General features: G+C 52.7%; 22 protein-coding genes. 13 read left to right on the forward strand and 9 right to left on the reverse strand.

Annotated elements, in window-relative coordinates; genetic code table 11:
- The first annotated feature begins 326 nt into the window (after nt 1–326).
- Genes fdnG through fdhE form a run of 4 tightly spaced genes read left to right on the forward strand, consistent with a single transcriptional unit; the run spans nt 327 to nt 5,850 of the window.
- On the forward strand, nt 327–3,377 hold the full coding sequence (fdnG, locus tag FD428_RS20825) for a formate dehydrogenase-N subunit alpha (RefSeq protein WP_114848730.1): 3,051 nt from the start codon (nt 327–329) through the stop codon (nt 3,375–3,377).
- Between the two features lie 12 nt (nt 3,378–3,389).
- The gene (gene fdoH, locus FD428_RS20830; RefSeq protein ID WP_071259455.1) at nt 3,390–4,292 is read left to right on the forward strand and encodes a formate dehydrogenase O subunit beta; all 903 of its coding nucleotides are present in this window, start codon (nt 3,390–3,392) and stop codon (nt 4,290–4,292) included.
- Entirely contained in the window at nt 4,289–4,924 is a 636-nt protein-coding gene (gene fdoI / locus FD428_RS20835) for a formate dehydrogenase cytochrome b556 subunit (protein ID WP_049011887.1), read from the forward strand. Before fdoH ends, fdoI begins: the two co-directional genes overlap by 4 nt.
- Entirely contained in the window at nt 4,921–5,850 is a 930-nt protein-coding gene (gene fdhE / locus FD428_RS20840) for a formate dehydrogenase accessory protein FdhE (protein WP_047459875.1), read from the forward strand. The genes fdoI and fdhE overlap by 4 nt, the downstream gene beginning before the upstream one ends.
- Nucleotides 5,851–5,886: 36 nt before the next feature.
- Here the strand turns inward: fdhE and FD428_RS20845 are convergent, their stop codons facing one another.
- From FD428_RS20845 to FD428_RS20885, 9 genes are all read right to left on the reverse strand, one after another.
- Nucleotides 5,887–6,261, reverse strand: a complete 375-nt coding sequence (locus FD428_RS20845; protein WP_012133919.1) for a type II toxin-antitoxin system VapC family toxin — start codon at nt 6,259–6,261, stop codon at nt 5,887–5,889.
- Nucleotides 6,258–6,503, reverse strand: a complete 246-nt coding sequence (locus FD428_RS20850; RefSeq protein WP_162790489.1) for a CopG family transcriptional regulator — start codon at nt 6,501–6,503, stop codon at nt 6,258–6,260. Before FD428_RS20850 ends, FD428_RS20845 begins: the two co-directional genes overlap by 4 nt.
- A 235-nt stretch (nt 6,504–6,738) precedes the next feature.
- On the reverse strand, nt 6,739–7,680 hold the full coding sequence (fabY, locus tag FD428_RS20855; RefSeq protein WP_024130670.1) for a fatty acid biosynthesis protein FabY: 942 nt from the start codon (nt 7,678–7,680) through the stop codon (nt 6,739–6,741).
- A 44-nt stretch (nt 7,681–7,724) separates the two neighbouring features.
- Entirely contained in the window at nt 7,725–8,162 is a 438-nt protein-coding gene (dtd, locus tag FD428_RS20860; protein ID WP_047459887.1) for a D-aminoacyl-tRNA deacylase, read from the reverse strand.
- Nucleotides 8,159–9,031 (reverse strand): virulence factor BrkB family protein, encoded by an 873-nt coding sequence (locus FD428_RS20865; RefSeq protein ID WP_012133924.1) that lies wholly within the window; start codon nt 9,029–9,031, stop codon nt 8,159–8,161. The genes dtd and FD428_RS20865 overlap by 4 nt, the downstream gene beginning before the upstream one ends.
- On the reverse strand, nt 9,025–9,624 hold the full coding sequence (gene yihX / locus FD428_RS20870) for a glucose-1-phosphatase (RefSeq protein ID WP_047459890.1): 600 nt from the start codon (nt 9,622–9,624) through the stop codon (nt 9,025–9,027). The genes FD428_RS20865 and yihX overlap by 7 nt, the downstream gene beginning before the upstream one ends.
- Before the next feature lie 206 nt (nt 9,625–9,830).
- The gene (locus FD428_RS20875; RefSeq protein ID WP_114848729.1) at nt 9,831–12,545 is read right to left on the reverse strand and encodes an autotransporter outer membrane beta-barrel domain-containing protein; all 2,715 of its coding nucleotides are present in this window, start codon (nt 12,543–12,545) and stop codon (nt 9,831–9,833) included.
- 436 nt (nt 12,546–12,981) lie between these two features.
- Nucleotides 12,982–13,785 carry a DeoR/GlpR family DNA-binding transcription regulator gene (locus FD428_RS20880; protein ID WP_012133927.1) on the reverse strand — a complete coding sequence of 268 codons (804 nt, stop codon included), beginning with the start codon at nt 13,783–13,785 and terminating at the stop codon, nt 12,982–12,984.
- A gap of 32 nt (nt 13,786–13,817) precedes the next feature.
- Nucleotides 13,818–14,714: a sugar kinase gene (locus tag FD428_RS20885; RefSeq protein WP_114848728.1), complete on the reverse strand. Its 897-nt coding sequence runs from the start codon at nt 14,712–14,714 to the stop codon at nt 13,818–13,820.
- Nucleotides 14,715–14,880: 166 nt separating this feature from the next.
- On the opposite strand from FD428_RS20885, the gene yihU reads away from it, so the two are divergent.
- From yihU to FD428_RS20930, 9 genes are all read left to right on the forward strand, one after another.
- Nucleotides 14,881–15,777, forward strand: a complete 897-nt coding sequence (gene yihU / locus FD428_RS20890; protein ID WP_024130674.1) for a sulfolactaldehyde 3-reductase — start codon at nt 14,881–14,883, stop codon at nt 15,775–15,777.
- Between the two features lie 22 nt (nt 15,778–15,799).
- Nucleotides 15,800–16,678, forward strand: coding sequence for a sulfofructosephosphate aldolase (gene yihT, locus FD428_RS20895; protein WP_114848727.1), 879 nt, complete (start codon nt 15,800–15,802; stop codon nt 16,676–16,678).
- A 15-nt stretch (nt 16,679–16,693) separates the two neighbouring features.
- Complete coding sequence (gene yihS / locus FD428_RS20900) at nt 16,694–17,935, forward strand: sulfoquinovose isomerase (RefSeq protein ID WP_047459905.1); 1,242 nt, start codon at nt 16,694–16,696, stop codon at nt 17,933–17,935.
- A 110-nt stretch (nt 17,936–18,045) separates the two neighbouring features.
- Entirely contained in the window at nt 18,046–20,070 is a 2,025-nt protein-coding gene (locus FD428_RS20905) for an alpha-glucosidase (protein ID WP_114848726.1), read from the forward strand.
- Nucleotides 20,071–20,115: 45 nt separating this feature from the next.
- Nucleotides 20,116–21,498 (forward strand): MFS transporter, encoded by a 1,383-nt coding sequence (locus tag FD428_RS20910; protein ID WP_012133934.1) that lies wholly within the window; start codon nt 20,116–20,118, stop codon nt 21,496–21,498.
- Nucleotides 21,499–21,543: 45 nt separating this feature from the next.
- On the forward strand, nt 21,544–22,938 hold the full coding sequence (locus FD428_RS20915; RefSeq protein WP_114848725.1) for an MFS transporter: 1,395 nt from the start codon (nt 21,544–21,546) through the stop codon (nt 22,936–22,938).
- Between the two features lie 88 nt (nt 22,939–23,026).
- Nucleotides 23,027–23,719, forward strand: coding sequence for a porin OmpL (gene ompL, locus FD428_RS20920; RefSeq protein ID WP_024130675.1), 693 nt, complete (start codon nt 23,027–23,029; stop codon nt 23,717–23,719).
- Between the two features lie 253 nt (nt 23,720–23,972).
- Nucleotides 23,973–24,335 carry a CHAP domain-containing protein gene (locus tag FD428_RS20925; protein WP_071259439.1) on the forward strand — a complete coding sequence of 121 codons (363 nt, stop codon included), beginning with the start codon at nt 23,973–23,975 and terminating at the stop codon, nt 24,333–24,335.
- Between the two features lies 1 nt (nt 24,336).
- Entirely contained in the window at nt 24,337–24,798 is a 462-nt protein-coding gene (locus FD428_RS20930; RefSeq protein ID WP_110494844.1) for a DUF3828 domain-containing protein, read from the forward strand.
- Nucleotides 24,799–24,860 lie beyond the last annotated feature (62 nt).

Raw genomic sequence — 24,860 nt, forward strand, 5'->3', positions numbered from 1 at the left:
TTTTCGAACAACAACACAATTATTTAACATAGTGATGATTACGCAGCGAAATTTATTAACTCCAAAGTATTAGTTCCTGCTTTTTCGGTTGCAAAGCTCGTCAGTCATTATGCATCAATGTGATAAACATCACATTTTCATATTGCCATCATGAAAACTCATTCACTTTTATTTAACCGCAACAGAACACACCTACCAACATTATGGTATCCTGAGTTATATCCCTCCCGGAACTGAGGGAATGCGCAAATTCTTCCCTTTGCGGCCGGTTTCATTGTGGTCCGCAAAGTAAAACTACATAGCAATGTCGAAACAAGGAGCAAACCATGCAGGTCAGCAGAAGGCAGTTCTTTAAGATCTGCGCTGGCGGTATGGCAGGCACCACGGCGGCGGCACTGGGTTTCGCACCCAGCGTAGCGCTAGCGGAAACACGGCAATATAAATTGCTGCGCACCCGCGAAACCCGTAACACCTGCACTTACTGTTCCGTTGGTTGCGGGCTGTTAATGTACAGCCTCGGCGACGGTGCAAAAAACGCCAAAGCATCTATCTTCCACATCGAGGGCGATCCGGATCATCCGGTCAGCCGTGGCGCGCTTTGCCCGAAAGGGGCCGGTCTGGTGGACTTCATTCACTCCGAAAGCCGCCTGAAATACCCGGAATACCGCGCGCCAGGTTCAGATAAATGGCAGAAAATCAGTTGGGATGAGGCATTCGACCGCATCGCTAAACTGATGAAAGAAGACCGCGACGCCAACTACGTTGCGCAGAACGCCGAAGGCGTGACCGTTAACCGCTGGCTCTCCACCGGGATGCTGTGCGCTTCCGCATCCAGTAACGAAACCGGCTATTTAACGCAAAAATTCTCCCGCGCGCTCGGTATGCTCGCGGTCGACAACCAGGCGCGTGTCTGACACGGACCAACGGTAGCAAGTCTTGCTCCAACATTTGGTCGCGGTGCGATGACCAACCACTGGGTCGACATGAAGAACGCCAACCTCATCGTGGTGATGGGCGGTAACGCCGCTGAAGCCCACCCGGTAGGGTTCCGTTGGGCGATGGAAGCTAAAATTCACAACGGCGCGAAGCTGATTGTGATTGATCCTCGCTTCACGCGTACGGCGTCGGTGGCCGATTTCTATGCCCCTATCCGTTCCGGTACTGACATTGCCTTCCTGTCAGGCGTACTGCTGTACCTGCTGAACAACGAAAAATACAACCGCGAATACACCGAAGCCTATACCAACGCCAGCCTGATCGTGCGTGAAGATTTTGGCTTCGAAGATGGCCTGTTTACGGGCTATGACGCGGATAAACGCAAGTACGACAAAACCAGTTGGGCCTACGAACTGGATGAAAATGGCTTCGCTAAACGCGATACCACGCTGCAACATCCTCGCTGCGTGTGGAACCTGCTCAAGCAGCACGTTTCCCGCTATACGCCGGAGGTGGTGGAAAATATCTGCGGCACGCCGAAAGCCGATTTCCTAAAAGTATGCGAATACATTGCGGAAACCAGCGTCAAAGATAAAACCGCGTCGTTCCTGTATGCCCTCGGCTGGACGCAGCACTCCATCGGCGCGCAAAACATCCGCACAATGGCGATGATCCAACTGTTGCTCGGCAACATGGGGATGGCTGGCGGCGGCGTCAACGCGCTGCGCGGTCACTCCAACATTCAGGGGCTGACTGACTTAGGGTTGCTGTCGCAAAGCCTGACGGGTTACATGACGCTGCCCAGCGAAAAACAGACCGACCTGCAAACCTACCTTGCCGCCAACACGCCAAAACCGCTGCTGGAAGGTCAGGTCAACTACTGGAGCAACTACCCGAAATTCTTCGTTTCTATGATGAAAGCCTTCTTTGGCGATAACGCAACGAAGGAAAACGACTGGGGCTTCGACTGGTTGCCGAAGTGGGACAAAGGGTACGACGTCCTGCAATACTTCGAGATGATGAACGAAGGCAAGGTCAATGGCTATCTCTGCCAGGGCTTTAACCCGGTCGCCTCATTCCCGAACAAAAACAAAGTGGTTGCGTCACTCTCTAAACTGAAGTTCCTGGTGACTATCGACCCGCTCAACACCGAAACGTCCACCTTCTGGCAAAACCACGGTGAGTCGAACGATGTTGATCCGTCGAAAATCCAGACCGAAGTGTTCCGTCTGCCGTCAACCTGCTTCGCCGAAGAGAACGGCTCTATCGTCAACTCCGGCCGCTGGCTGCAATGGCACTGGAAAGGCGCGGACGCCCCCGGCGACGCCGTAACCGACGGCGAGATCCTGGCCGGTATCTTCTTACGCCTGCGTAAGATGTACGCCGAGCAAGGCGGCGCGAACCCGGAACAGGTGCTGAATATGACCTGGAACTACTCCGCGCCGCATGAGCCGTCTTCGGAAGAAGTGGCGATGGAAAGTAACGGTAAGGCGCTGGCCGATCTTATCGACCCGGCAACGGGGGCGGTGATCGTGAAGAAAGGCCAACAGCTCAGCTCGTTCGCCCAGTTGCGTGACGATGGCACCACCTCCAGCGGATGCTGGATTTTCGCCGGTAGCTGGACGCCGGAAGGCAACCAGATGGCGCGCCGCGATAACTCCGATCCGTCAGGCCTCGGCAATACGCTGGGGTGGGCATGGGCATGGCCGCTGAACCGCCGCATTCTGTATAACCGCGCTTCCGCAGACCCACAGGGCAACCCGTGGGATCCGAAGCGCCAAATCCTGAAATGGGACGGCGCGAAATGGGGCGGGATGGATATCCCGGACTACAGCGCCGCTGCGCCGGGTAGCAACGTCGGGCCGTTCATCATGCAGCCGGAAGGGATGGGTCGCCTGTTCGCGCTCGACAAGATGGCGGAAGGGCCGTTCCCGGAACACTACGAGCCGTTTGAAACGCCGCTGGGGACGAACCCGCTGCACCCGAACGTTATCTCCAACCCTGCCGCCCGTATCTTTAAAGGCGACGCAGAGGCGTTGGGTAAAGCCGATAAGTTCCCTTACGTCGGAACAACTTACCGTCTGACCGAGCACTTCCACTACTGGACCAAACACGCGCTGCTTAACGCTATCGCGCAGCCGGAACAGTTTGTGGAGATCGGCGAGAAGCTGGCGAACAAGCTCGGCATCGCGCATGGCGATACCGTAAAAGTCTCCTCCAACCGTGGCTATATCAAAGCCAAGGCGGTAGTGACCAAGCGCATTCGCACGCTGAAAGCAGACGGCAAGGATATCGATACCATCGGTATTCCTATTCATTGGGGCTACGAAGGGGTGGCGAAAAAAGGCTTTATCGCCAATACGCTTACGCCATTCGTCGGTGATGCGAACACGCAGACGCCGGAGTTCAAGTCCTTCCTGGTGAATGTGGAAAAGGTGTAACGGAGACGACCTATGGCTTATCAATCGCAAGACATCGTTCGCCGTTCCGCGACTAACGGTTTCACTCCCGCGCCACAGGCGCGGGATCACCAGCAAGAGGTGGCGAAGCTTATCGACGTCACCACCTGTATTGGCTGTAAAGCCTGTCAGGTGGCCTGTTCGGAATGGAACGACATCCGTGATGAAGTGGGCAGCAACATCGGGGTGTACGACAACCCGGCTGATCTGACCGCAAAATCCTGGACGGTGATGCGCTTCTCGGAAGTGGAGCAAGACGACAAACTGGAATGGCTTATCCGTAAGGATGGCTGTATGCACTGCGCCGATCCGGGCTGCCTGAAGGCATGTCCGGCAGAAGGGGCTATTATTCAGTATGCCAACGGCATTGTCGACTTCCAGTCTGAACAGTGCATCGGCTGCGGCTACTGCATCGCCGGTTGTCCGTTCGATGTGCCGCGCCTCAACCCGGACGACAACCGCGTTTATAAATGTACGCTGTGCGTTGACCGCGTGGTGGTGGGGCAAGAACCGGCCTGCGTGAAGACCTGCCCGACTGGCGCTATCCACTTTGGTTCCAAAGAGGCGATGAAAACGCTGGCAGGCGAACGTGTGGCTGAGCTGAAAACCCGTGGTTACGACAATGCAGGTCTGTACGATCCGGCAGGCGTCGGCGGTACTCACGTCATGTACGTGCTGCACCATGCCGACAAACCGAATCTGTACCACGGTCTGCCGGAAAACCCGGAAATCAGCGCGACGGTGAAATTCTGGAAAGGCATCTGGAAACCTCTCGCAGCGGTCGGCTTTGCTGCGACCTTTGCGGCCAGCATCTTCCACTATGTCGGTGTCGGCCCGAACCGTGCAGATGAGGAAGAAGACAATCTGCATGAAGAGAAAGACGAGGTGCGCAAATGAAACGACGTGACACCATCGTGCGCTATACGGCGCCGGAACGCATCAACCACTGGGTAACCGCCTTCTGTTTCGTACTGGCGGCGGTGAGCGGACTGGGCTTTTTGTTCCCGTCCTTCAACTGGCTGATGCATATCATGGGCACCCCACAGCTGGCGCGCATTGTGCACCCGTTCGTGGGCGTGATCATGTTCGCCTCATTCATCATCATGTTTTTCCGTTACTGGCACCACAATCTAATCAATCGGGATGATATCTTTTGGGCGAAGAATATTCGTAAGATCGTCGTCAACGAGGAAGTCGGCGACACCGGACGTTATAACTTCGGCCAGAAATGCGTATTCTGGGCGGCGATTATTTTCCTGGTCCTGTTGCTGGTCAGCGGAGTGATCATCTGGCGTCCGTATTTTGCGCCTGCTTTCTCAATCCCGGTGATCCGATTCGCGTTAATGCTGCATTCATTTGCCGCAGTAGCGTTAATTGTGGTTATCATGGTGCACATTTACGCCGCCCTCTGGGTGAAAGGCACCATTACCGCGATGGTGGAGGGATGGGTAACCCGGTCATGGGCGAAGAAACATCACCCGCGCTGGTACCGTGAAGTCCGCCAGAAACAGGAAAAGTCATCTGAATGAGTATTCGCATAATCCCGCAAGATGAGCTGGAGAAGAGCGAGAAACGTACGGCGGATATGATTCCGCCGTTATTGTTCCCCCGGCTCAAAAATTTGTATAACCGCCGCGCCGAGCGTCTGCGCGAGCTGGCCGAAAACAACCCGCTGGGCGATTACCTGCGCTTTGCCGCGCTGATCGCACATGCCCAGGAAGTGGTGCTGTACGACCATCCGCTGGAGATGGATCTGACCGCGCGCATCAAAGAAGCGAACGCGCAGGGCAAACCGCCGCTGGACATTCACGTTTTACCGCGCGATAAGCACTGGCAGAAACTGCTGCATTCGCTGATTGCTGAGCTGAAACCGGAGATGAGCGGCCCCGCGCTGGCGGTAATCGAAAATCTGGAGAAGGCTTCGGAACAGGAACTGGAGCAAATGGCGAGCGCGCTGTTTGAATCCGATTTTGCCTCCGTCAGCAGTGATAAGGCCCCGTTTATCTGGGCGGCGCTGTCGCTCTATTGGGCGCAAATGGCCAGCCTGATCCCCGGTAAAGCCCGTGCGGAGTACGGCGAGCAGCGTCAGTATTGCCCGGTGTGCGGCTCAATGCCGGTTTCCAGCATGGTGCAAATCGGCACCACGCAGGGTCTGCGTTACCTGCACTGCAACCTGTGCGAAACCGAGTGGCATGTGGTGCGCGTCAAATGCAGCAACTGCGAGCAGAGTCGCGATCTGCACTACTGGTCGCTGGATAACGAACAGGCGTCGATTAAAGCAGAAAGCTGTGGTGACTGCGGTACTTACCTGAAAATTCTGTATCAGGAAAAAGACCCGAAAGTGGAAGCCGTCGCCGACGATCTCGCCTCACTGGTGCTCGACGCGCGCATGGAGCAAGAGGGCTTTGCCCGCAGCTCCATCAACCCGTTCCTGTTCCCGGGCGAAGGGGAGTAATTCTGACGTCAGGTCGGGTGGCGCGTGCCGCCCGGCTTATAAATGGTAAGGCGTAATGACTCCCGGAATCCCCGCAAAGTCCTTTGTATTGCGCGTCACGAGCGCAAAACGATGAATGTGCGCTGTAGCCAGAATAACCGCATCCGGCAACTTCATCCCGTATTCCTGCCTGAGACTGACACTTCTTTCGGCAATATCCTGTGAAACGCCAATAACGTTAAAAGCGCTCAATGCTATACGTGTGCGGGATTCCTGATGGTACTTTTTTGCCCCTACCATCACTTCCATCCAGGTAATGAGACTAATGGCATTCTGGGGTGAGTAAGCTTCGAGCGCCTTCTTCGCTTCACCACGCCCGCTAAATAAATCAATGAGAATATTGGTGTCAAACAACACCGGACCTTTAATCATTGCCACTCCTCGCGGAGCTTCCTTTCGTATTCAACGCCATCTTCTTCGCAACCTTGCCAGAGCCCCAGCGCATCGGAAATAGTGGTTTCGGCTTGTCCCTGCCTTTCCAGGTATTGTTCAACTGCTTCGCGTAATAGCTCTGCTCGCGGAAGATTACGCTGTTGTTTGAGGTCATCAAGCCGCTTGATAACCTCATCTGATAAATCAAGTAATATTCTGCCCATTTCCATTCCAGCCATCATACTCATATATACCTCCAGTATATCATTGGCGATTAATTTTCAAACAACATACACCGATGAAAGACCAGAAAAAAGACTTTATGAGCGCGATTTTTGCTTTTACGAGCCGCTTTCCAGAATTGCAACCTCGTCAGAACTCCCCGTTTCTTTTCGCTAAAAACCAGGTTATAACGCTGTATATCCATACAGATTAAGGGAGCAAAATATCGAATAAAGGAGGATTACCCCCTTTATCCTACTCTTCCTCGTTGCCGCCCTCTTCATAAGGGCCAAACGGTTTTGCCGGCAATACGATATAAATACCTTCAAAAACTGCGCCTGACGTCTCGTCGCCAAACAACTCCACTTGCAGTTGCACGCGTGCTTTACGGCCTCGCGCCAGCCTGTCCAGATCGCCGCTCAACGACCCCAGATCGGCAATTGCGCTGGGTTTGCCGCTGATGGGCCTGCTGTAGCGAATATGCGCATCGGCGAGAATAATCGTACCGCCCAGATGACGCTCGCGCAGCATGAGCCAGATCAGCCCCCAGCCGGTAAGTGTCGCCAGTGAAAACAAACTCCCGGCAAACAACGTGTGGTGCGGATTCTGATTGCCCGTTTCAGGCATGGTCGTAATAAATTTCTGACCAGTGTACTGCTGAATGCGCACCCCCATTTTTTCACTTAACGGGATGTGCTCATACCAGGCCTGCTGAAGCTGCCCACACCAGTCGCCACGGTGCAGAATGTCATCCAGCGTCGCGACCGGTTTAATCATCAGAAAATGGCGAACCGGCGTGGTTTGCGGGGTCGTGATTTCCCCTTGATTCACAAAGCCAAGTTTGGCGAAGAACGCTACCGCATCTTCACGGGCGCTACAGGTGACGCGTTTTACCCCTTCCTGGCGCGCCACGGACTCCAGGGTCATCGCCATCAACGTTCCCAGCCCTTTATCCTGAACTGACGGTTCAACGGCCATGAAACGAATAGAGGCTTCGTTATCCGCATTGATATACAAACGCCCTACCGCAACCAGGTTCCCCTCTTCATCCACCACCATTTGATGATGCGCCATCGCATCCCAGGCATCGCGTTCGGAGCCTTTCGGCTGGTGGAGCGGTTTGCGCAGCATTTCCCAGCGAAACTGGTAGTAACGCGCTAATTCTTCTTCTGTTTGCGGTACTCGAAGGTGATACATAGCTGTACTCTCTCTTGTTACCCGCGGCCACGCCGGAAGCTGGCTCATACCTGTAGCCAGAACGTTACGGGGCCATCATTGACCAGCGAGACCTGCATATCGGCAGCGAAACGTCCGGTTTGCGTGTTCATTTCCTGTTGGCGGCAGCGCTCAACAAAGTATTCATATAGCGCTTCAGCGCGATCCGGCGCGGCGCCTCTTGAGAAGCCCGGTCGCATACCGCGTTCGGTATCGGCAGCCAGCGTAAATTGCGACACCACCAGCACGCTTCCCCCCGCCTGTTGCACGTTGAGATTCATTTTGCCTTCGGCATCGCTAAAAATTCGATAACCGAGCACGCGCTCGCACAGGCGATTCGCTTTCTGTTCGTCATCATCCCTTTCGACACCTAATAACACTAAAAGTCCTTGGCCGATTTCACCCGTCACCTCGCCCTCCACGGTGACGCTGGCACGGGTTACGCGCTGAATTAATGCAATCATGATTGGTCTGCTTCTTCTTGTTCTGCGGCTTGTTTGAGTTTGCGGTATTCCCCGAGAGTGACAGTTATTTCGGCACCAAGCAAGACGATACACCATGTCCAGTACACCCAGACAAACAAAATGGGGATAACCGCCAGCACGCCGTAAATCAACTGATATGACGGGAACATGGTGATATAAAGCGCGAATCCTTTCTTTCCTGCTTCGAACAGTACCGCTGCGACAAAAGCGCCGACGACGGCATCGCGGTTTGGTACGCGCGTGGTCGGCACAATGCTGTACAGCAGCCAGAACGAAATCCAGGAGAGAATCAGAGGGAATACCCTCAGGACGTTATCAATAACCGTGTTGAGCTCGCTGGCCCAGCGCAGAGAAAGCAGATAGGAGCTGATCGCCAGGCTGGCGCCCGCCAGCAGTGGCCCCAGGGTCAGGATCATCCAGTAAACGGCGAAAGAATACACCTTTGGACGCGTGCGTTTGCTACGCCAGATAGTGTTCAGGGCGCTGTCGATGGCATACATCAGCAACAGCGCCGTGACGATCAGTCCACAAGCGCCTACCGCCGTCATTTTGTTGGAATTTGCGACGAACTGCTCAATATAACGCTGAATAACATCTCCCGTCGCCGGGATGAAGTTAGCAAAAATAAAATGGCGTAACTGGAGGCTGACATCGGAAAACATGGGAAAGGCGGCGAAAAGCGCAAAAACGACGGCGATCAACGGCACTAACGAGAGCAACGAGACATAGGCCAGGTTCCCCGCCAGGGTGGTCATATTGTCCTCGTCAATGCGCTGCCACAACAGTTTAAGCCAGGCCCTGACTGGACGCGTATGATGCCTGGCTTTTTGATGCACGTTTTTTAGCATAACAACTTCGCGAAATAATCCGGGATGGTCGTTTTATCCGTCACCAGAATACTGGTGATCCCCAACTGGTTAGCCCCTTCTATATTATCGGCGTTGTCGTCAAAAAAGACCGTATCGGCGGCAGAAAAACCTTCTGTCTGCAAAACATGCTGGTAAATCCGCACCTCAGGTTTACGCATGCCCAATTCCTGAGACAGATAAATATGATCGGCAGCCTGGCGAACTTCAGGGTATTCATCCGGCCAGAAGGTCGTATGCAGACGGTTGGTATTAGACAATACGACAACACGATGCCCCTGCTCACGAAGCTTATGCATGATGTCGATAACCTCGGGCCGTAATGCGACAAATACCGCCTGCCAGCCGTGGGAAAATTGCTCATAGCTCAGCGGTAACGCCATCTCATGGCACAGCGCTTCTGCGAAGGCTTCATCAGTGATCTCCCCCCGCTCATGCTGATGAAACGCCTCTCCCATCGTAAAACTTTGCTTCAACGAAGCCAGCGGGACACGGCTCAGGTCACTCCATGCACCTAACACGCGGTTGAAGTCGATATCGACAATCACATTACCTAAATCAAAGATATAGAGCATGATCCTCTCCTTGCAAGCCGTGGATGAATAACTGTAGCGGGAAAGCAGGAGTTTGACTATGCGCCGGACAGGGAAAAAATCGACTAACGCAACCGGAAAAAAGGCGATGCAATGCATCGCCTTAACACTTTTTGCCGGATGGCGGCTTTGCCTTATCCGGCCTACAAAATAGTCCGTAGGCCCGGTAAGCTATCTGCCATTATGGTTCAGAAGCTGTATTTCACCCCCAACATCGCTGCGGTATCGCTGTAACTGTTGTCGCCTACCTGCTGAGCTACATTCCCCCACACCTGCAAACGCGGGTTAATTTGCCCTTCCACACCAACTTTCAGCTCACCAATATTTTTGGTGCCGCTGATTTCATCCCGGATCGCCCCCATCTGGACGCTCTGGTTGTGGGTATTGTGGAGCCAGTTTGCTTCAACAAACGGCTGAAACTCGCGGTCTTTGCCATCATCAATGGCGTTATGGCCTTTCAGGTATGCACGCACACCGAGTCGGGTCATCAGGTTGCCGTCAGTTTTGTCTTTCACCTGAGTGCCGTTGCTTTCACGGTGCGAGTCGGCCTGCACGTCCATCCAGATCACCTGGGCTTTTGGCTGGAGCCAGTAACTCGTACGCTCGCTTTCGCCTATCAGGAAGGTGTATCCCCCTTCGATAGACGCCGTGATACCGTCAGATTTGTATTTTTCACTGGCAAGATGGTCACCCTGCACGGTGTTATCAAACCAGTTATAGAGCACCCAGCTATCCAGATACGTCCCGGTTTTATCCGCTTCATTCGCATACCACGTCGCATACAACCCCGCGCTGTAGCCGTTCACATGACCGCGTGAAGCGTAGCCATTATGGGTGTTATGCGTTTTACTTTTCTGATTGGCATAACCTGCCATCACACCCAGATGCCAGCGGTCGAGACTATCGCTGCTCCACTGCGCCAGGTCGCCGCCAATCTGCAATACATAGCGATTAGCCTGCGTTTTCAGTTGCTTGCTGCCATCAGTAAAGCGCATATGACCACCTACGTTACGCATCCACATGCTGGTCACTTTCTGCTCGCCCGTTAATATGTCGGTGTACTGGGTTTCACCCAGGCGATCGTGCAGACGGGTGATAAACAGCGTATTGGCGGCATAGTTGTTCGCCAGATAGCTACCAAATTCAGGGCGGTATTGATGTTCACCAGGTTCAGGCGCTGGCGGCAGCGGTGGCTCTGGTGGCGCGGGGGGATCAACAGGATCGACCGGTCCTGGCGGCGTTGGTGGTTCCACGGGATCAACCGGCCCTGGTGGTGCTGGCGGATCCACCGGGTCAACCGGTCCCGGCGGTGTTGGTGGATCGACCGGGTCCGGGTTTTCTGGTTCCGGCTCAGGTTCTGGTTCCGGTTCTGGCTCCACCGGGCTTAGCTGGCTGGTGAGATACCAGTTACTGGCATTTTTCACCACGTCATAGTCATAGCCACCCGCCACAATACGTCCGGCTTTGGTGAACGTTCCGTCGGAAACGCCCTCAACGTCCACAATCTCAATACCGTTAAGGGTCAGATCGCCCACACCGCCGATGTTATTGATGCCTACGTTGGTATTGCCGGAGGTATCCCCTTTGACGATCAGTTTATCGGTAAAAGAGTCATCGCCTTCAAGCACGGTGTTCAACACCAGTAACGCATCTGTGCCGGTGTAGTTGCCCATCACGGTCAGGGTTTTAAAGGTACTTTCGTCATCGCGGGACACGCCATCTGCGCTATAACGCAATGTGGCCTGGTTCAGCGTCAGAGTAGAGACCACAGAGTTCCCGGTCATCGTCCATTCGCTGTTTGCACCGTTTATATCCAGATCCAGCGTACCATGGTAGTTCGCGTTACTATTTTGTTGTGAAGAATCCGTTTGCCCCACAAAACGGCTCCCCTCTTCCATCCGCAGATCCATCGTACCGCCGTAATATGCGCGTAAATTTCCTTCAATGTCGTATACGCCAGAGCCAGCACTATCGGTAACATAATCCCACGAGCGAACCAACGCCTGTGAACCATAGGCGTAAATGGCATAAGCGCCGCTATCAGTAACCTGAATTTTACTATCACCGCTAAGGTTCACCGTTGCAGAATCAGTAGATGAATACGCATAAACGCCATGTGCGCCCACGCCGGAGGTTTTCAAATCCACATTATTAAGGTTTATTAACCCCTTACGGGCCACATATACCGCATGAGCACTACGCCCTGACGTCGCGACTGATGCGGTGCCATTAACCGTAATACTCGCATCGCCTTTTGCTGTACCTGTAAATTGCGCGGGATCTCTACCTGCATAGATCCCGTATCCCGTATTCGCGCCACCAGGACCACGGGTAACAATATCAGTATCACCATGGATAATTATTGATGACTGGGCGTTGTCTTTATTCGCAGACGCGTTGGCGCGTAGCCCCATTCCATTTTCAGCATCAACCGTTACATCACCATTGACTTCAACAATTGAATAATCAGCCTGTAATTCGCGACCAATATTTATTCCATCAGCACTACTTCCTGTTGCGGTAATATAGATATTATCTGCGACCAGTTTACCGCCTGCATTTTTAGAGTGGATTCCATCTGCTGCGGTGCCTGTTGTATTGATAACCAGATTTTTAAATTTATAGCCAATGTTATCAATATAGACACCCCAGCCAGTTAATCCTGAAGTAGTTCCTTCTGAGGTAGTATCAATACGGACTTCATCAAATCCACTGTAATCCCTTGCAGCTCCTCCGAGCGGATTACCATAGTGATATATAGTTGTATTGTCACAAAATAGTTGTGCGGTAGACGTGTAACTACATCCTGCTACAGCCTGCCCGCTCAACGCCAGCGCACTGGCAATACAGAGCGCGAGCTTTGCCGGGATCGGCGTTTTTTGAATAAGACGAGAAGATTTCATGAGAGCCACCTTTTCCGTAAGGCTTTTTTATTCGGATAAAAGCATCAAAGACGCGTGCATAAGATATTTATAAAAGGCGAAATCCATCCGCTCATCTTTAAATAATTAAAGAGTCAGAGTTCAAAGGCGTAATGAATTGTCACCTTAGCAGAATAAATACAAGTATTCATTTAATCTGTCAATGTACGGCAGGGGCTCATGAGATAACAGTAAATAAAATGCACCTTATTTATTTGCATTATTCTTAATAACTATTTTTATAGAATAAAAGCATTCCCGGCAGGAAAATAAACGCCTTATAAAACAACAGCTATCAGGGTAACAATAAGCAGGCGGTTTTTATTTTAAGATTTTTATATCACCACCAGGATGATTATATATTTAGCAAAAAGGTGAAAAAGAACCGTCTAAAAAGACGGTTCTTTTTATAACCCCTTCAGACTGACGTTGCGTCATCCTGGCCTGGGCTAACCTGGACGATCTCAACCTGCTGTGACTGAAGCAGGTTATGCAATGCCGGGCCAGGATACTCATCAGTAAACAGCGCCGTTACCTGCGACACGTTGCCAATCTCTACCGCTGCGGAAGCATGGTATTTCGTATGATCGGCAGCAAGGAGAATATGCCGGGAGTGAGCCATCATGGTTTTCACCACGCTGGCTTCATTGACGTCAAACTCCAGCAACGCGCCATCGCTTTCTATCGCACCGACGCTGGTGACAAGATAGTCCGCACGAAACCCCGCCACAAACGCCGTCGCAGAAGGGCCGATAATGCCGCTGTTATGCGGGCGAAGCGTTCCGCCAGGCACCATCACTTCAAAACGCGGATTATTGTACAGAATATGCGCCACACGCAGGCTGTTAGTGATAATTCGCAGATGATTGTGGTTTAACAGCGCCCGCGCTACCTGCTCAACGGTCGTACCAATGGTGATAAAGACCGTGGAGCCGTCTGGAATATAGTCCGCCACCGCTTCCGCGATGGCTTTTTTCTCTTCCGTCCAGGAGACTTCTCGCTGCTCAAAGGCGGTATTCACAACGCTGGAAGCCCGTCCCGCGCCACCGTGATGACGCGTAATCAATCCCTGATCGCTCAGTTTGCGGATATCGCGACGCACGGTCTGCGTGGACACATCCAGCAGGCCAGCCAGTTCGTCAATATTCATGTAACCGCGCTCGCCAATCAGCGCCAGCAACTGATCATGCCGTGGGTTACCGGTCAGTTCAGTAAGACTCATGCAAATTCCTCGAAAAACCATTGCCTTACATTTTATACAAAAAGTGACAGAAAAGATCGGGTTTGATCACAGTCAGGGATTCCAGCACGCCCGCCTGGTCGGGTGCATTTCAATGCGGCCACGCCGCTGGCAAACCTGACGGCCTCTTCGACTGGCGCTCCGCCCGCCAGGCTAAAGGCGAGCGCACCGTGAAAAACATCCCCCGCGCCGGTGGTGTCAACCACCTCTACCGGGAATCCGGGTTGATGCCGAAAGACATTATCGTCTAACCAGTCGCATCCTTCACTGCCGCGCGTGACATAGACATGTCCATTTGTGAGCATTTGTGATTTTTTTAACGCGCTTACGGTATCCTGTATTCCCGTCAGGCGCGTCAGACCCGGTTCAGAGAAGGCGGCATGATCGCTTAACGCCACCAGCTCGCTGATGTCCTGTGGCGTCACATCTCCATCCAGAACCGTCATGACTCCGGCCCGGCGCGCCAGCGTGAACGCCCGTTTCGCCCCTTCATGCCAGCGAACATCCGCCAGCACCACATCCCATTGAGAAAAGTCGATCTCATTAAGCCAGTCAGCGTCATGCAATAAATCCGGGCTGGGATAATTGACGATAATCCGCTCCCCTTTCGCATCGACGATGACCGCAGACTGTGAGGACTTCGCCCCCGCGTAACGCCGGGTATAGCGGGTATTTACCCCCAGGGATTCCAGCTCCGCCAGCAGGCTGTTTCCGGTGTCGTCATCTCCCACACGCCCAATAAAGTCCACCTGCGCCCCCAGTTTCGCCGCAGCCACTGCGGCAGTTGCAGCAGGCCCGCCGCCCACTTCCGTATAACGTTTCGCCACATATTTACCTCCTTCAGTCGGTAAACCTTCAACGTAATAGATGCGATCCATCACGGTGATACCCACACAAGCAACACGAATCATGGTCATTCCTTAAGCATTTCGGGATGCGATTATTTTAATTTCGCAAAATGTTTAAAAAGTGACGGCTGTCAATTTTTTAACCATAAATTACAAATACGATCAAAAACAGACAAAATCAGCGTCACACAAGTGACAAAAAATGACATCCACGTTTCAGGAGAACGATATGGCAGTGATTGCATTTGTCGGATTAGGCCAGATGGGTTCGCCCATGGCGAGTAATTTGCTCAAGCAGGGCCATCAGCTCAGCGTCTTTGATGTGAACCCCGACGCCATACAGACCCTGGTGGAAAAAGGCGCTCGTCCTGCCAGCAGCCCGGCGCAGGCGGCGAAAGAGGCCGAGTTTGTCATCACAATGCTGCCTAATGGCGATCTCGTTCGCAGCGTGTTATTCGGCGATCAAGGCGTTTGCGAAGGCTTGTCACAGGACGCGCTGGTGATCGATATGTCCACCATCCATCCGCTACAGACGGACAAACTTATCGCAGATATGCGCGCCAGAGGGTTCAGCATGATGGATGTCCCGGTCGGTCGAACGTCCGATCACGCCATTGCGGGGACGTTGCTATTACTGGCAGGCGGCAGCGCAGAACAGGTGGAGCGCGCAACGCCGGTACTGATGGCGATGGGCAATGAATTGATTAACGCTGGCGGCCCCGGCATGGGGATTCGCGTAAAGCTTATCAATAACTATATGAGCATCGCGCTGAATGCGCTTTCTGCCGAAGCCGCCGCGTTATGCGAAGCGCTGGGCCTCTCCTTCGACGTCGCGTTAAAAGTGATGAGCGGAACCCCGGCAGGCAAAGGCCACTTCACCACCTCCTGGCCCAACAAAGTGCTGAAAGGCGACCTTTCTCCCTCCTTCATGATCGATCTGGCGCACAAAGACCTGGGGATTGCGCTGGATGTTGCCAACCAACTGCATGTGCCGATGCCGCTCGGCGCCGCATCCCGTGAAGTTTATAACCAGGCTCGCGCCGCCGGTCGTGGCCGGGAAGACTGGACAGCCATTCTCGAACAGGTGCGTAACAGCGCCGGATTACCGAACAAATTCAAAATGTAACGACTGAATAAAGGAAAACTGAATGAACAACTACACCATCAAAGACATTACGCGCGCATCCGGCGGCTTTGCCATGCTGGCGGTCGATCAGCGTGAAGCGATGCGCTTAATGTTTGCAGCTGCTGGTGCGAAGTCTCCTGTTGCCGACAGCGTACTGACGGATTTCAAAGTGAATGCCGCAAAAGTGCTGTCTCCTTATGCCTCCGCCATTCTGATTGACCAACAGTTCTGTTACCGCCAGGTGATGGAGCAAAACGCGATTGCGAAAAACTGCGCCATGATCGTCGCCGCCGATGCGTTCATCCCCGGCAATGGCATTCCTGTCGATAGCGTCGTCATTGATAAAAAAATCAATCCACAAGCGATAAAGCAAGATGGCGGTAAAGCGCTAAAACTGCTGGTGCTCTGGCGCAGCGATGAAGACGCCCAACAGCGTCTTGATATGGTCAAAGAATTTAATGAGATGTGCCACAGCAATGGTCTGGTGAGCATTATCGAACCGGTTGTGCGCCCACCTCGCCGTGGCGATAAGTTCGACCGCGAACAGGCCATCATTGATGCCGCAAAAGAGTTGGGCGACAGCGGCGCGGATCTCTACAAAGTTGAAATGCCGCTGTACGGAAAAGGCGCACAGCACGACCTTCTCGCCGCGTCACAGCGCCTGAACGAGCATATCAATATGCCGTGGGTCATCCTCTCCTCCGGTATTGATGAAAAATTGTTCCCTCGGGCGGTCAGAGTCGCAATGACTGCGGGCGCATCTGGTTTTCTGGCGGGTCGCGCCGTCTGGTCATCGGTGATTGGCCTGCCGGATACCGAACTGATGCTGCGTGATATTTCTGTGCCTAAGTTGCAGCGTTTGGGTGAGATCGTCGACGAAATGATGGCCCGCCGTCGTTAATGTGAGGATGAAAGCATGAAATGGTTTAACACGTTGAGCCACAACCGCTGGCTGGAGCAAGAAACCGATCGCATTTTTGACTTTGGGAAAAAATCCGCAGTACCTACCGGTTTCGGCTGGCTGGGAAACCAGGGGCAGATCAGAGCGGAGATGGGTACGCACCTGTGGATTACCGCCCGTATGCTGCACGTTTATTCCGTTGCTGCATCAATGGGCCGTCCGGGCGCATATCAGTTAGTCGACCATGGTATTAACGCGCTGAACGGCGCGTTACGCGATCGGCGCTACGGCGGCTGGTATGCCTGTGTGAACGATGAAGGCGTGATGGACGCCTCCAAACAGGGATATCAGCATTTCTTCGTCCTGTTAGGGGCGGCAAGCGCCGTCACCACGGGCCATCCACAGGCCAGAAAACTGCTGGATGACGCGATCGAGGTCATCGAAAAATACTTCTGGAGCGAAGAGGAGCAGATGTGCCTGGAGTCCTGGGACGAAGCCTTCAGCCAGACCGAAGATTACCGTGGCGGCAACGCCAACATGCATGCCGTAGAGGCTTTTTTGATCGTGTACGACGTGACCCACGATCGTAAATGGCTCGACCGCGCGCTGCGCATCGCCTCTGTCATTATTCACGATGTGGCCCGCAACGGCGACTACCGCGTCAACGAGCACTTCGATGCGCAGTGGAACCCCATTCGCGATTACAACAAAGATAACCCTGCCCACCGTTTCCGCGCTTACGGCGGCACGCCGGGGCATTGGATCGAGTGGGGTCGCCTGATGCTGCACCTGCATGCGGCCCTGGAAGCGCGTTTTGAAACTCCTCCCGCCTGGCTGCTGGAAGATGCCAAAGGGTTATTCCACGCCACCCTTCGCGACGCCTGGGCGCCCGATGGCGCAGACGGCTTCGTCTACTCCGTGGACTGGGACGGCAAACCGATTGTACGTGAAAGAGTGCGCTGGCCGATTGTGGAAGCAATGGGCACCGCTTACGCCCTGTATACCCTCACCGGCGATAGCCAATACGAAGCCTGGTATCAGAAGTGGTGGGATTACTGCATCACTTATCTGATGGACTACGAGAACGGTTCGTGGTGGCAGGAGCTGGATACCAATAACCAGGTGACCACCAAAGTGTGGGACGGCAAGCAGGATATTTACCACCTGCTGCATTGCCTGGTGATCCCGCGCCTGCCGCTGGCGCCGGGGCTGGCTCCCGCCGTTGCTGCGGGCCTGCTGGATAGCAACGCGAAATAACAATATGACATGCCGGATGGCGACGTTAAGGCGTCTTATCCGGCCGACGAGCGCCGTGCTAACCGTAGGCAAGAGCGCTGCCGTCCGGCAACATTGAGGATAGAAAACTTATGCATACCCTACACAATATCACCCTGACAACAACCGATGACGGCTTCACCCTGAGCTGGCAAGATCGTCTGCTGCTATCCCACAGCGCAGAAAATCCCTGCCTGTGGATTGGCGCCGGCGTCGCCGATATCGACATGTTTCGCGGTAATTTCAGCATAAAAGATAAGCTGAATGAGAAAATCGCGCTGACTGACGCAACGACAAGCCAGTCCCCGGATGGCTGGTTGATCCATTTCAATCGCGGCGATGCCATCAGCGCGGCGTTACACATCGCCACCGATGAGGCGGGCCGCCTGACGCTAAAACTGCAAAACAGCGATCTTACCCATAACCGCATCTGGTTACGCCTGGCCGCCCAGCCAGAAGATCACATCTATGGCTGCGGCGAACAGTTCTCTTATTTCGATTTGCGCGGCAAGCCTTTCCCGCTCTGGACCAGCGAACAAGGCGTCGGGCGCAACAAAAACAGCTATGTCACCTGGCAGGCGGACTGCAAAGAAAACGCGGGCGGGGATTACTACTGGACCTTTTTCCCACAGCCCACTTTTGTCAGCACGCAAAAGTACTACTGCCACGTCGATAACAGCTGCTACATGAATTTCGACTTTAGCGCGCCGGAATACCATGAACTGGCGCTATGGGAAGACAACGCCACCCTGCGTTTTGAATGCGCCGACAGCTACATCGCCCTGCTGGAAAAATTGACGGCGCTGTTAGGCCGCCAGCCAGTGTTGCCAGACTGGGTTTACGACGGCGTGACGCTCGGCATTCAGGGCGGCACCGACGTCTGCCAGCAGAAGCTGGACACCATGCGCAACGCAGGCGTGAAGGTGAATGGCATCTGGGCGCAGGACTGGTCCGGCATCCGCATGACCTCTTTCGGCAAACGCGTGATGTGGAACTGGAAGTGGAACAGCGACAACTATCCGCAGCTGGATACCCGTATCAAACAATGGCAAGAAGAAGGCGTGCAGTTCCTCTCCTATATCAATCCTTACGTCGCCAGCGATAAAGATCTTTGCGCCGAAGCGGCCAGACACGGTTATCTGGCAAAAGACGCTGCGGGCGATGACTATCTGGTTGAGTTCGGCGAGTTTTATGGCGGCGTCGTGGATTTGACCAATCCTGAAGCCTATGACTGGTTCAAGAATGTCATCAAGAAAAACATGATTGAGCTGGGTTGCGGCGGCTGGATGGCGGATTTCGGGGAATACCTGCCAACCGACACTTACCTGCATAACGGCGTCAGCGCGGAAATTATGCATAACGCCTGGCCGGCGCTGTGGGCGAAATGTAACTACGAAGCGCTACAAGAGACCGGCAAGCTGGGCGAGATCCTGTTCTTTATGCGTGCGGGTTATACCGGCAGCCAGAAATACTCCACCATGATGTGGGCGGGCGATCAGAACGTCGACTGGAGTCTGGACGACGGTCTTGCCTCCGTGGTGCCTGCCGCATTGTCGCTGGCGATGACGGGTCACGGTCTGCATCACAGCGATATTGGCGGTTATACCACCCTGTTCGACATGAAGCGCAGCAAAGAGCTGCTGCTGCGCTGGTGTGACTTCAGCGCCTTCACCCCGATGATGCGTACCCACGAAGGGAACCGCCCCGGCGATAACTGGCAGTTTGATGGCGACGCGGAAACTATCGCCCACTTTGCCCGTATGACAACCGTCTTTACCACCCTGAAACCGTATCTCAAACAGGCGGTGGCGCAGAACGCCAGAACCGGTCTGCCGGTCATGCGCCCGCTGTTCCTGCACTACGAGGACGATGCGCAGACCTACACCCTGAAGTACCAGTATCTGCTGGGTCGCGACCTGCTGGTTGCGCCGGTCCACGAACAAGGACGCCGCGACTGGACGCTATATCTGCCTGAGGATAACTGGATCAACGCGTGGACGGGCGAAACGCTTCGCGGCGGCGAGATTACCGTGGACGCGCCGCTCGGCAAGCCTCCGGTCTTTTACCGTGCAGAGAGCGAGTGGGCATCACTGTTTGCCTCTTTACGCACTATCTAATACGGCTCGCCCGTGGGGAAACTCACGGGCATATGGAGAAAAATAATGAGTCAAACGTCATCAAATCCGGCGACCCTACGCTTGCCGTTTAAAGAAAAACTTGCCTATGGGATGGGTGATTTAGGCTCCAATATCCTGCTGGATATTGGTACGCTTTATTTACTTAAGTTTTATACCGATGTGCTGGGTCTACCGGGCACGTATGGCGGTATTATTTTCCTGATCGCCAAATTCTTTACCGCCTTCACCGATATGGGCACCGGGATTATGCTCGACTCGCGGCGTAAAATCGGCCCGAAAGGCAAGTTCCGTCCGTTCGTGCTCTATGCCGCGTTTCCTGTGACCCTGCTGGCCATCGCCAACTTTGTTGGCACGCCGTTTGAAATCACCGGTAAGACGGTGATGGCGACGGTGCTGTTTATGCTGTACGGCCTGTTCTTCAGCATGATGAACTGTTCGTATGGCGCGATGGTGCCCGCCATTACCAAAAACCCGGATGAGCGCGCCTCGCTTGCCGCCTGGCGTCAGGGCGGCGCCACGCTCGGCCTGCTGCTGTGCACCGTCGGTTTTGTTCCGGTGATGAATCTGATCGAAGGGAACGCACAGCTAAGCTATATTTTCGCCGCCACGCTGTTCTCACTGTTTGGCCTGCTGTTTATGTGGCTCTGCTACGCAGGCGTCAAAGAGCGCTATGTGGAGGTAAAACCGGTTGAAGCGACCGAAAAACCGGGGCTGCTCCAGTCGTTTCGCGCCATTGCCGGGAACCGTCCGCTGTTCATTTTATGTATCGCGAATCTCTGCACCCTGGGCGCTTTCAACGTTAAGCTGGCGATCCAGGTGTATTACACCCAGTACGTACTGAATGACCCGATCCTCCTCTCCTGGATGGGCTTTTTCAGCATGGGCTGCATTTTTATCGGCGTCTTTTTAATGCCCGGCGCGGTAAGACGCTTCGGCAAGAAAAAGGTCTACATCGGCGGCCTGCTGGTTTGGGTTATCGGCGATCTTCTCAACTACTTCTTTGGCGGCGGCTCGGTCAGTTTTGTCGCGTTTTCCTGCCTGGCATTTTTCGGTTCAGCGTTTGTGAACAGCCTGAACTGGGCGCTGGTCTCCGACACGGTGGAATACGGTGAATGGCGCACCGGCGTGCGTTCAGAAGGAACGGTATACACCGGTTTTACCTTCTTCCGTAAGGTGTCTCAGGCGCTGGCGGGCTTCTTCCCCGGCTGGATGCTGACCCAAATCGGCTACGTGCCCAATGTGGTGCAATCGGCAGGCACTGTCGAAGGTTTGCGGCAGCTGATCTTTATTTATCCGTGCGCGCTGGCGGTGATAACCATCATCGCAATGGGGTGTTTCTACAACCTCAACGAGAAGATGTATGTCCGCATCGTTGAAGAGATAGAAGCCCGTAAACAAACGGCTTAACAATGATAATAAAGGCGCCCTTCGGGGCGTTATTGAGGAGCGATTATGTCTGACCATGATCCGCTGACGCTAAAACTGAGCCTACGGGAAAAATATGCCTATGGCATGGGTGACTTCGGCTCAAATTTGATGCTGTGTATCGGTACGCTGTATCTGCTTAAGTTTTATACCGATGAACTGGGGATGCCCGCATATTACGGTGGGATTACCTTTCTGGTGGCGAAGTTCTTTACCGCGTTCACCGATATGTTGACGGGGGTGCTGCTGGATTCCCGTCGTCATATTGGCGCTAAAGGTAAGTTTCGCCCTTTCATTCTGTATGCATCATTTCCTGTCGCGCTGGTTGCCAGCGCGCAGTTTCTCGCCACCGATTTTACGCTGACGGTCAAAACAGCGCTGGCAACCGTACTGTTCATGCTGTTTGGCCTGTTTTACAGCCTGATGAATTGCTCATACGGGGCGATGGTGCCCGCTATCACCAGAAACCCGCATGAGCGCGCCCAACTCGCAGCATGGCGTCAGGGCGGCGCAACGCTCGGTCTGTTGCTGTGTACCGTTGGCTTTATGCCGATTCAGGCGCTCTTTACCCAGTCATCTTCTCTGGGTTATCTGGTAGCCGCGTTGATTTTCTCCGTTTGCGGCCTGTTCAGTATGTGGTGGTGTTTCAGCGGGGTGAAAGAACGGTATATCGATATCGTTCCGGCTCACCATAAGCCCAGCATTCTTAAATCCTTCTGTGCGATTTTCCGCAATCCGCCGCTGCTGGTGCTCTGCGTGGCCAACTTATGTACGCTGGCCGCGTTTAACATCAAACTGGCGATTCAGGTCTATTACACCCAGTACGTGCTGAACGACATCCATTTGCTGTCATGGATGGGATTTTTCAGTATGGGGTGCATTCTGGTCGGCGTACTGCTGGTGCCCGTAACCGTAAAACGGTTTGGGAAAAAGCAGGTCTATCTCGGCGGCCTGACGCTGTGGGCTATCGGCGATGTGCTGAACTTTCTCTGGGGCGGAACCTCTTTCCTGTTCGTGATCTTCTCCTGCATGGCGTTTTTCGGCACCGCGTTCGTTAACAGCCTGAACTGGGCGCTGGTTCCTGATACGGTCGATTACGGCGAATGGAAAACAGGCATTCGTGCGGAAGGGTCGGTTTATACCGGTTATACCTTCTCACGAAAAATTTCTGCGGCGCTGGCGGGTTTCTTGCCCGGCATTATGCTGACGCAAATTGGCTACGTGCCGAACATAGCGCAAAGCGCGGAGACGTTACTTGGCCTGCGTCAGTTGATATTTCTCTGGCCATGCGGCCTGGCGATTATCGCCGCTCTCACAATGGGCTTTTTTTATAAGCTCAATGAAAAACGTTTTGCTTTTATTATTGAGGAAATTAGCCAACGAAAGAAACAATCGATACAAACAGGCGTTGTAAGCCATTAAAAAACCTCTGTTCTAATTAAATAAAATAATTGCCGCTCTATCCATTTCGATGGATAGCGGCTCCCTACGCTTAAAAAATGGATTTACTATGAAAACGTTGAACACAATAATGCTGTTATCCTCTGTTATCTCCACTTCTGTTTTTGCGGGCGCTTATGTGGAAAACCGCGAGGCCTATAATCTGGCATCCGATCAAATGGAATTCATGCTGCGCGTTGGCTACAACTCCGATATGGGGGCTGGAATTATGTTAACCAACACCTATACGCTACAGCGTGATGATGAATTAAAGCATGGCTATAATGAAATTGAGGGTTGGTATCCGTTATTTAAACCGACGGACCGGTTAACCATTCAACCCGGTGGTCTGATAAACGATAAAAGCATCGGTTCTGGCGGCGCTGTTTATCTGGACGTCAATTATAAATTCACGCCGTGGTTTAACCTGACGGTTCGTAACCGTTACAACCATAATAACTACAGTTCTACTGATTTAAATGGTGAATTAGATAATAACGATAGCTATGAAATCGGCAACTACTGGAATTTCATCATTACTGATAAATTTTCTTATACCTTTGAGCCACACTATTTTTATAATGTGAATGATTTTAACAGCAGCAACGGAACCAAACACCACTGGGAAATTACCAATACTTTCAGATATCGGATTAACCAGAACTGGCTGCCGTACTTAGAGTTACGTTGGTTGGATCGCAATGTGGAGCCCTACCATCGAGAGCAAAACCAGATTCGTGTCGGGGTAAAATATTTCTTCTGATTTTAATTATGCGATCTTCAACTGAAAGATCGCATTTTTAATTTTTATGAAAACATTTAAATTATAATAATAATTTATTTTCATTAATATATAGAAAACATTTAATAATACACATCCTATATAAATAATGTAATAACTTCTTTTTTATACCTTACATAATTCAAGTAGCAGGACGGTAGCGACACAGCTACGTCGCCACCTTGATGTAATGCGAAATACATTGGTATATATTAACAATAAAGGAGTTATTATAATGTCATGGAATAAACATTCCGCAGTAACCTTTGCACGCCAGCATGCACACCAACAAAGTACTCATTTTTGTGCCCGTGCCGTTGCAGCCGCGATACGAGCTGGCGGTATTCAGATTGAGGGAGCCAATGCCATGAATTTTGATCGTTCACTTGAGCGTGCCGGATTCAGGCAAGTTTATGGTGAACCGATGGAAGGAGATGTCGCAGTGATAAGCGCATTACCTGGCCCGCATCAATATGGTCATACCTGTATTTACGATGGGATGGGAACATGGTATTCCGATTTCATTCAACGCAGTATGTACCCTGGCCCACATTACAGGGAGCTACATCCTGCTTTTAAACTTTACAGGCACAATTAATATGAAAGAATTATTGAAATTATTGATATTACTTTCCATCAGTTTCGCAACATTTGGCGCAATTGATGATAAAACCCCCATATCTCGGGCGCTTGAATTCAATAAATGGTATATTAATCAGATAAATAAAGATATTTATCCTATCAGCGTCGGTCATGAAATTGATAACTTTGTTACGTCAGACACGATGAAAAAGCTGCGTCATGCGCAAGATCCTAAATACGCGGACGATGAATTTTATGACGCTGACTTCTTTATCAAGGCGCAATACATCGGCGATGACTGGCCAACCAACGTAACCGTAGTTTCATCCGATTATGATCCGGTTTGTGTGAATGTATATGTGTCATTTGGCAAAAAACGCGATCACATTGTCGTTGATTGTATGGTCCGGGAGGGAGGGAGGTGGAGAGTTCAGTCAGTCGTCGGACATGAGATTTACCACAATAGCAGCTTACAGTAATAAATCGAGAGTCAAAAAAAGCCGCTGAAATCAGCGGCTTTTTGTTGCCGGATGGCGGCTAA

This window comes from Citrobacter sp. TBCP-5362, from assembly GCF_005406305.1.
In the GTDB taxonomy this organism is placed as follows: domain Bacteria; phylum Pseudomonadota; class Gammaproteobacteria; order Enterobacterales; family Enterobacteriaceae; genus Citrobacter_B; species Citrobacter_B koseri.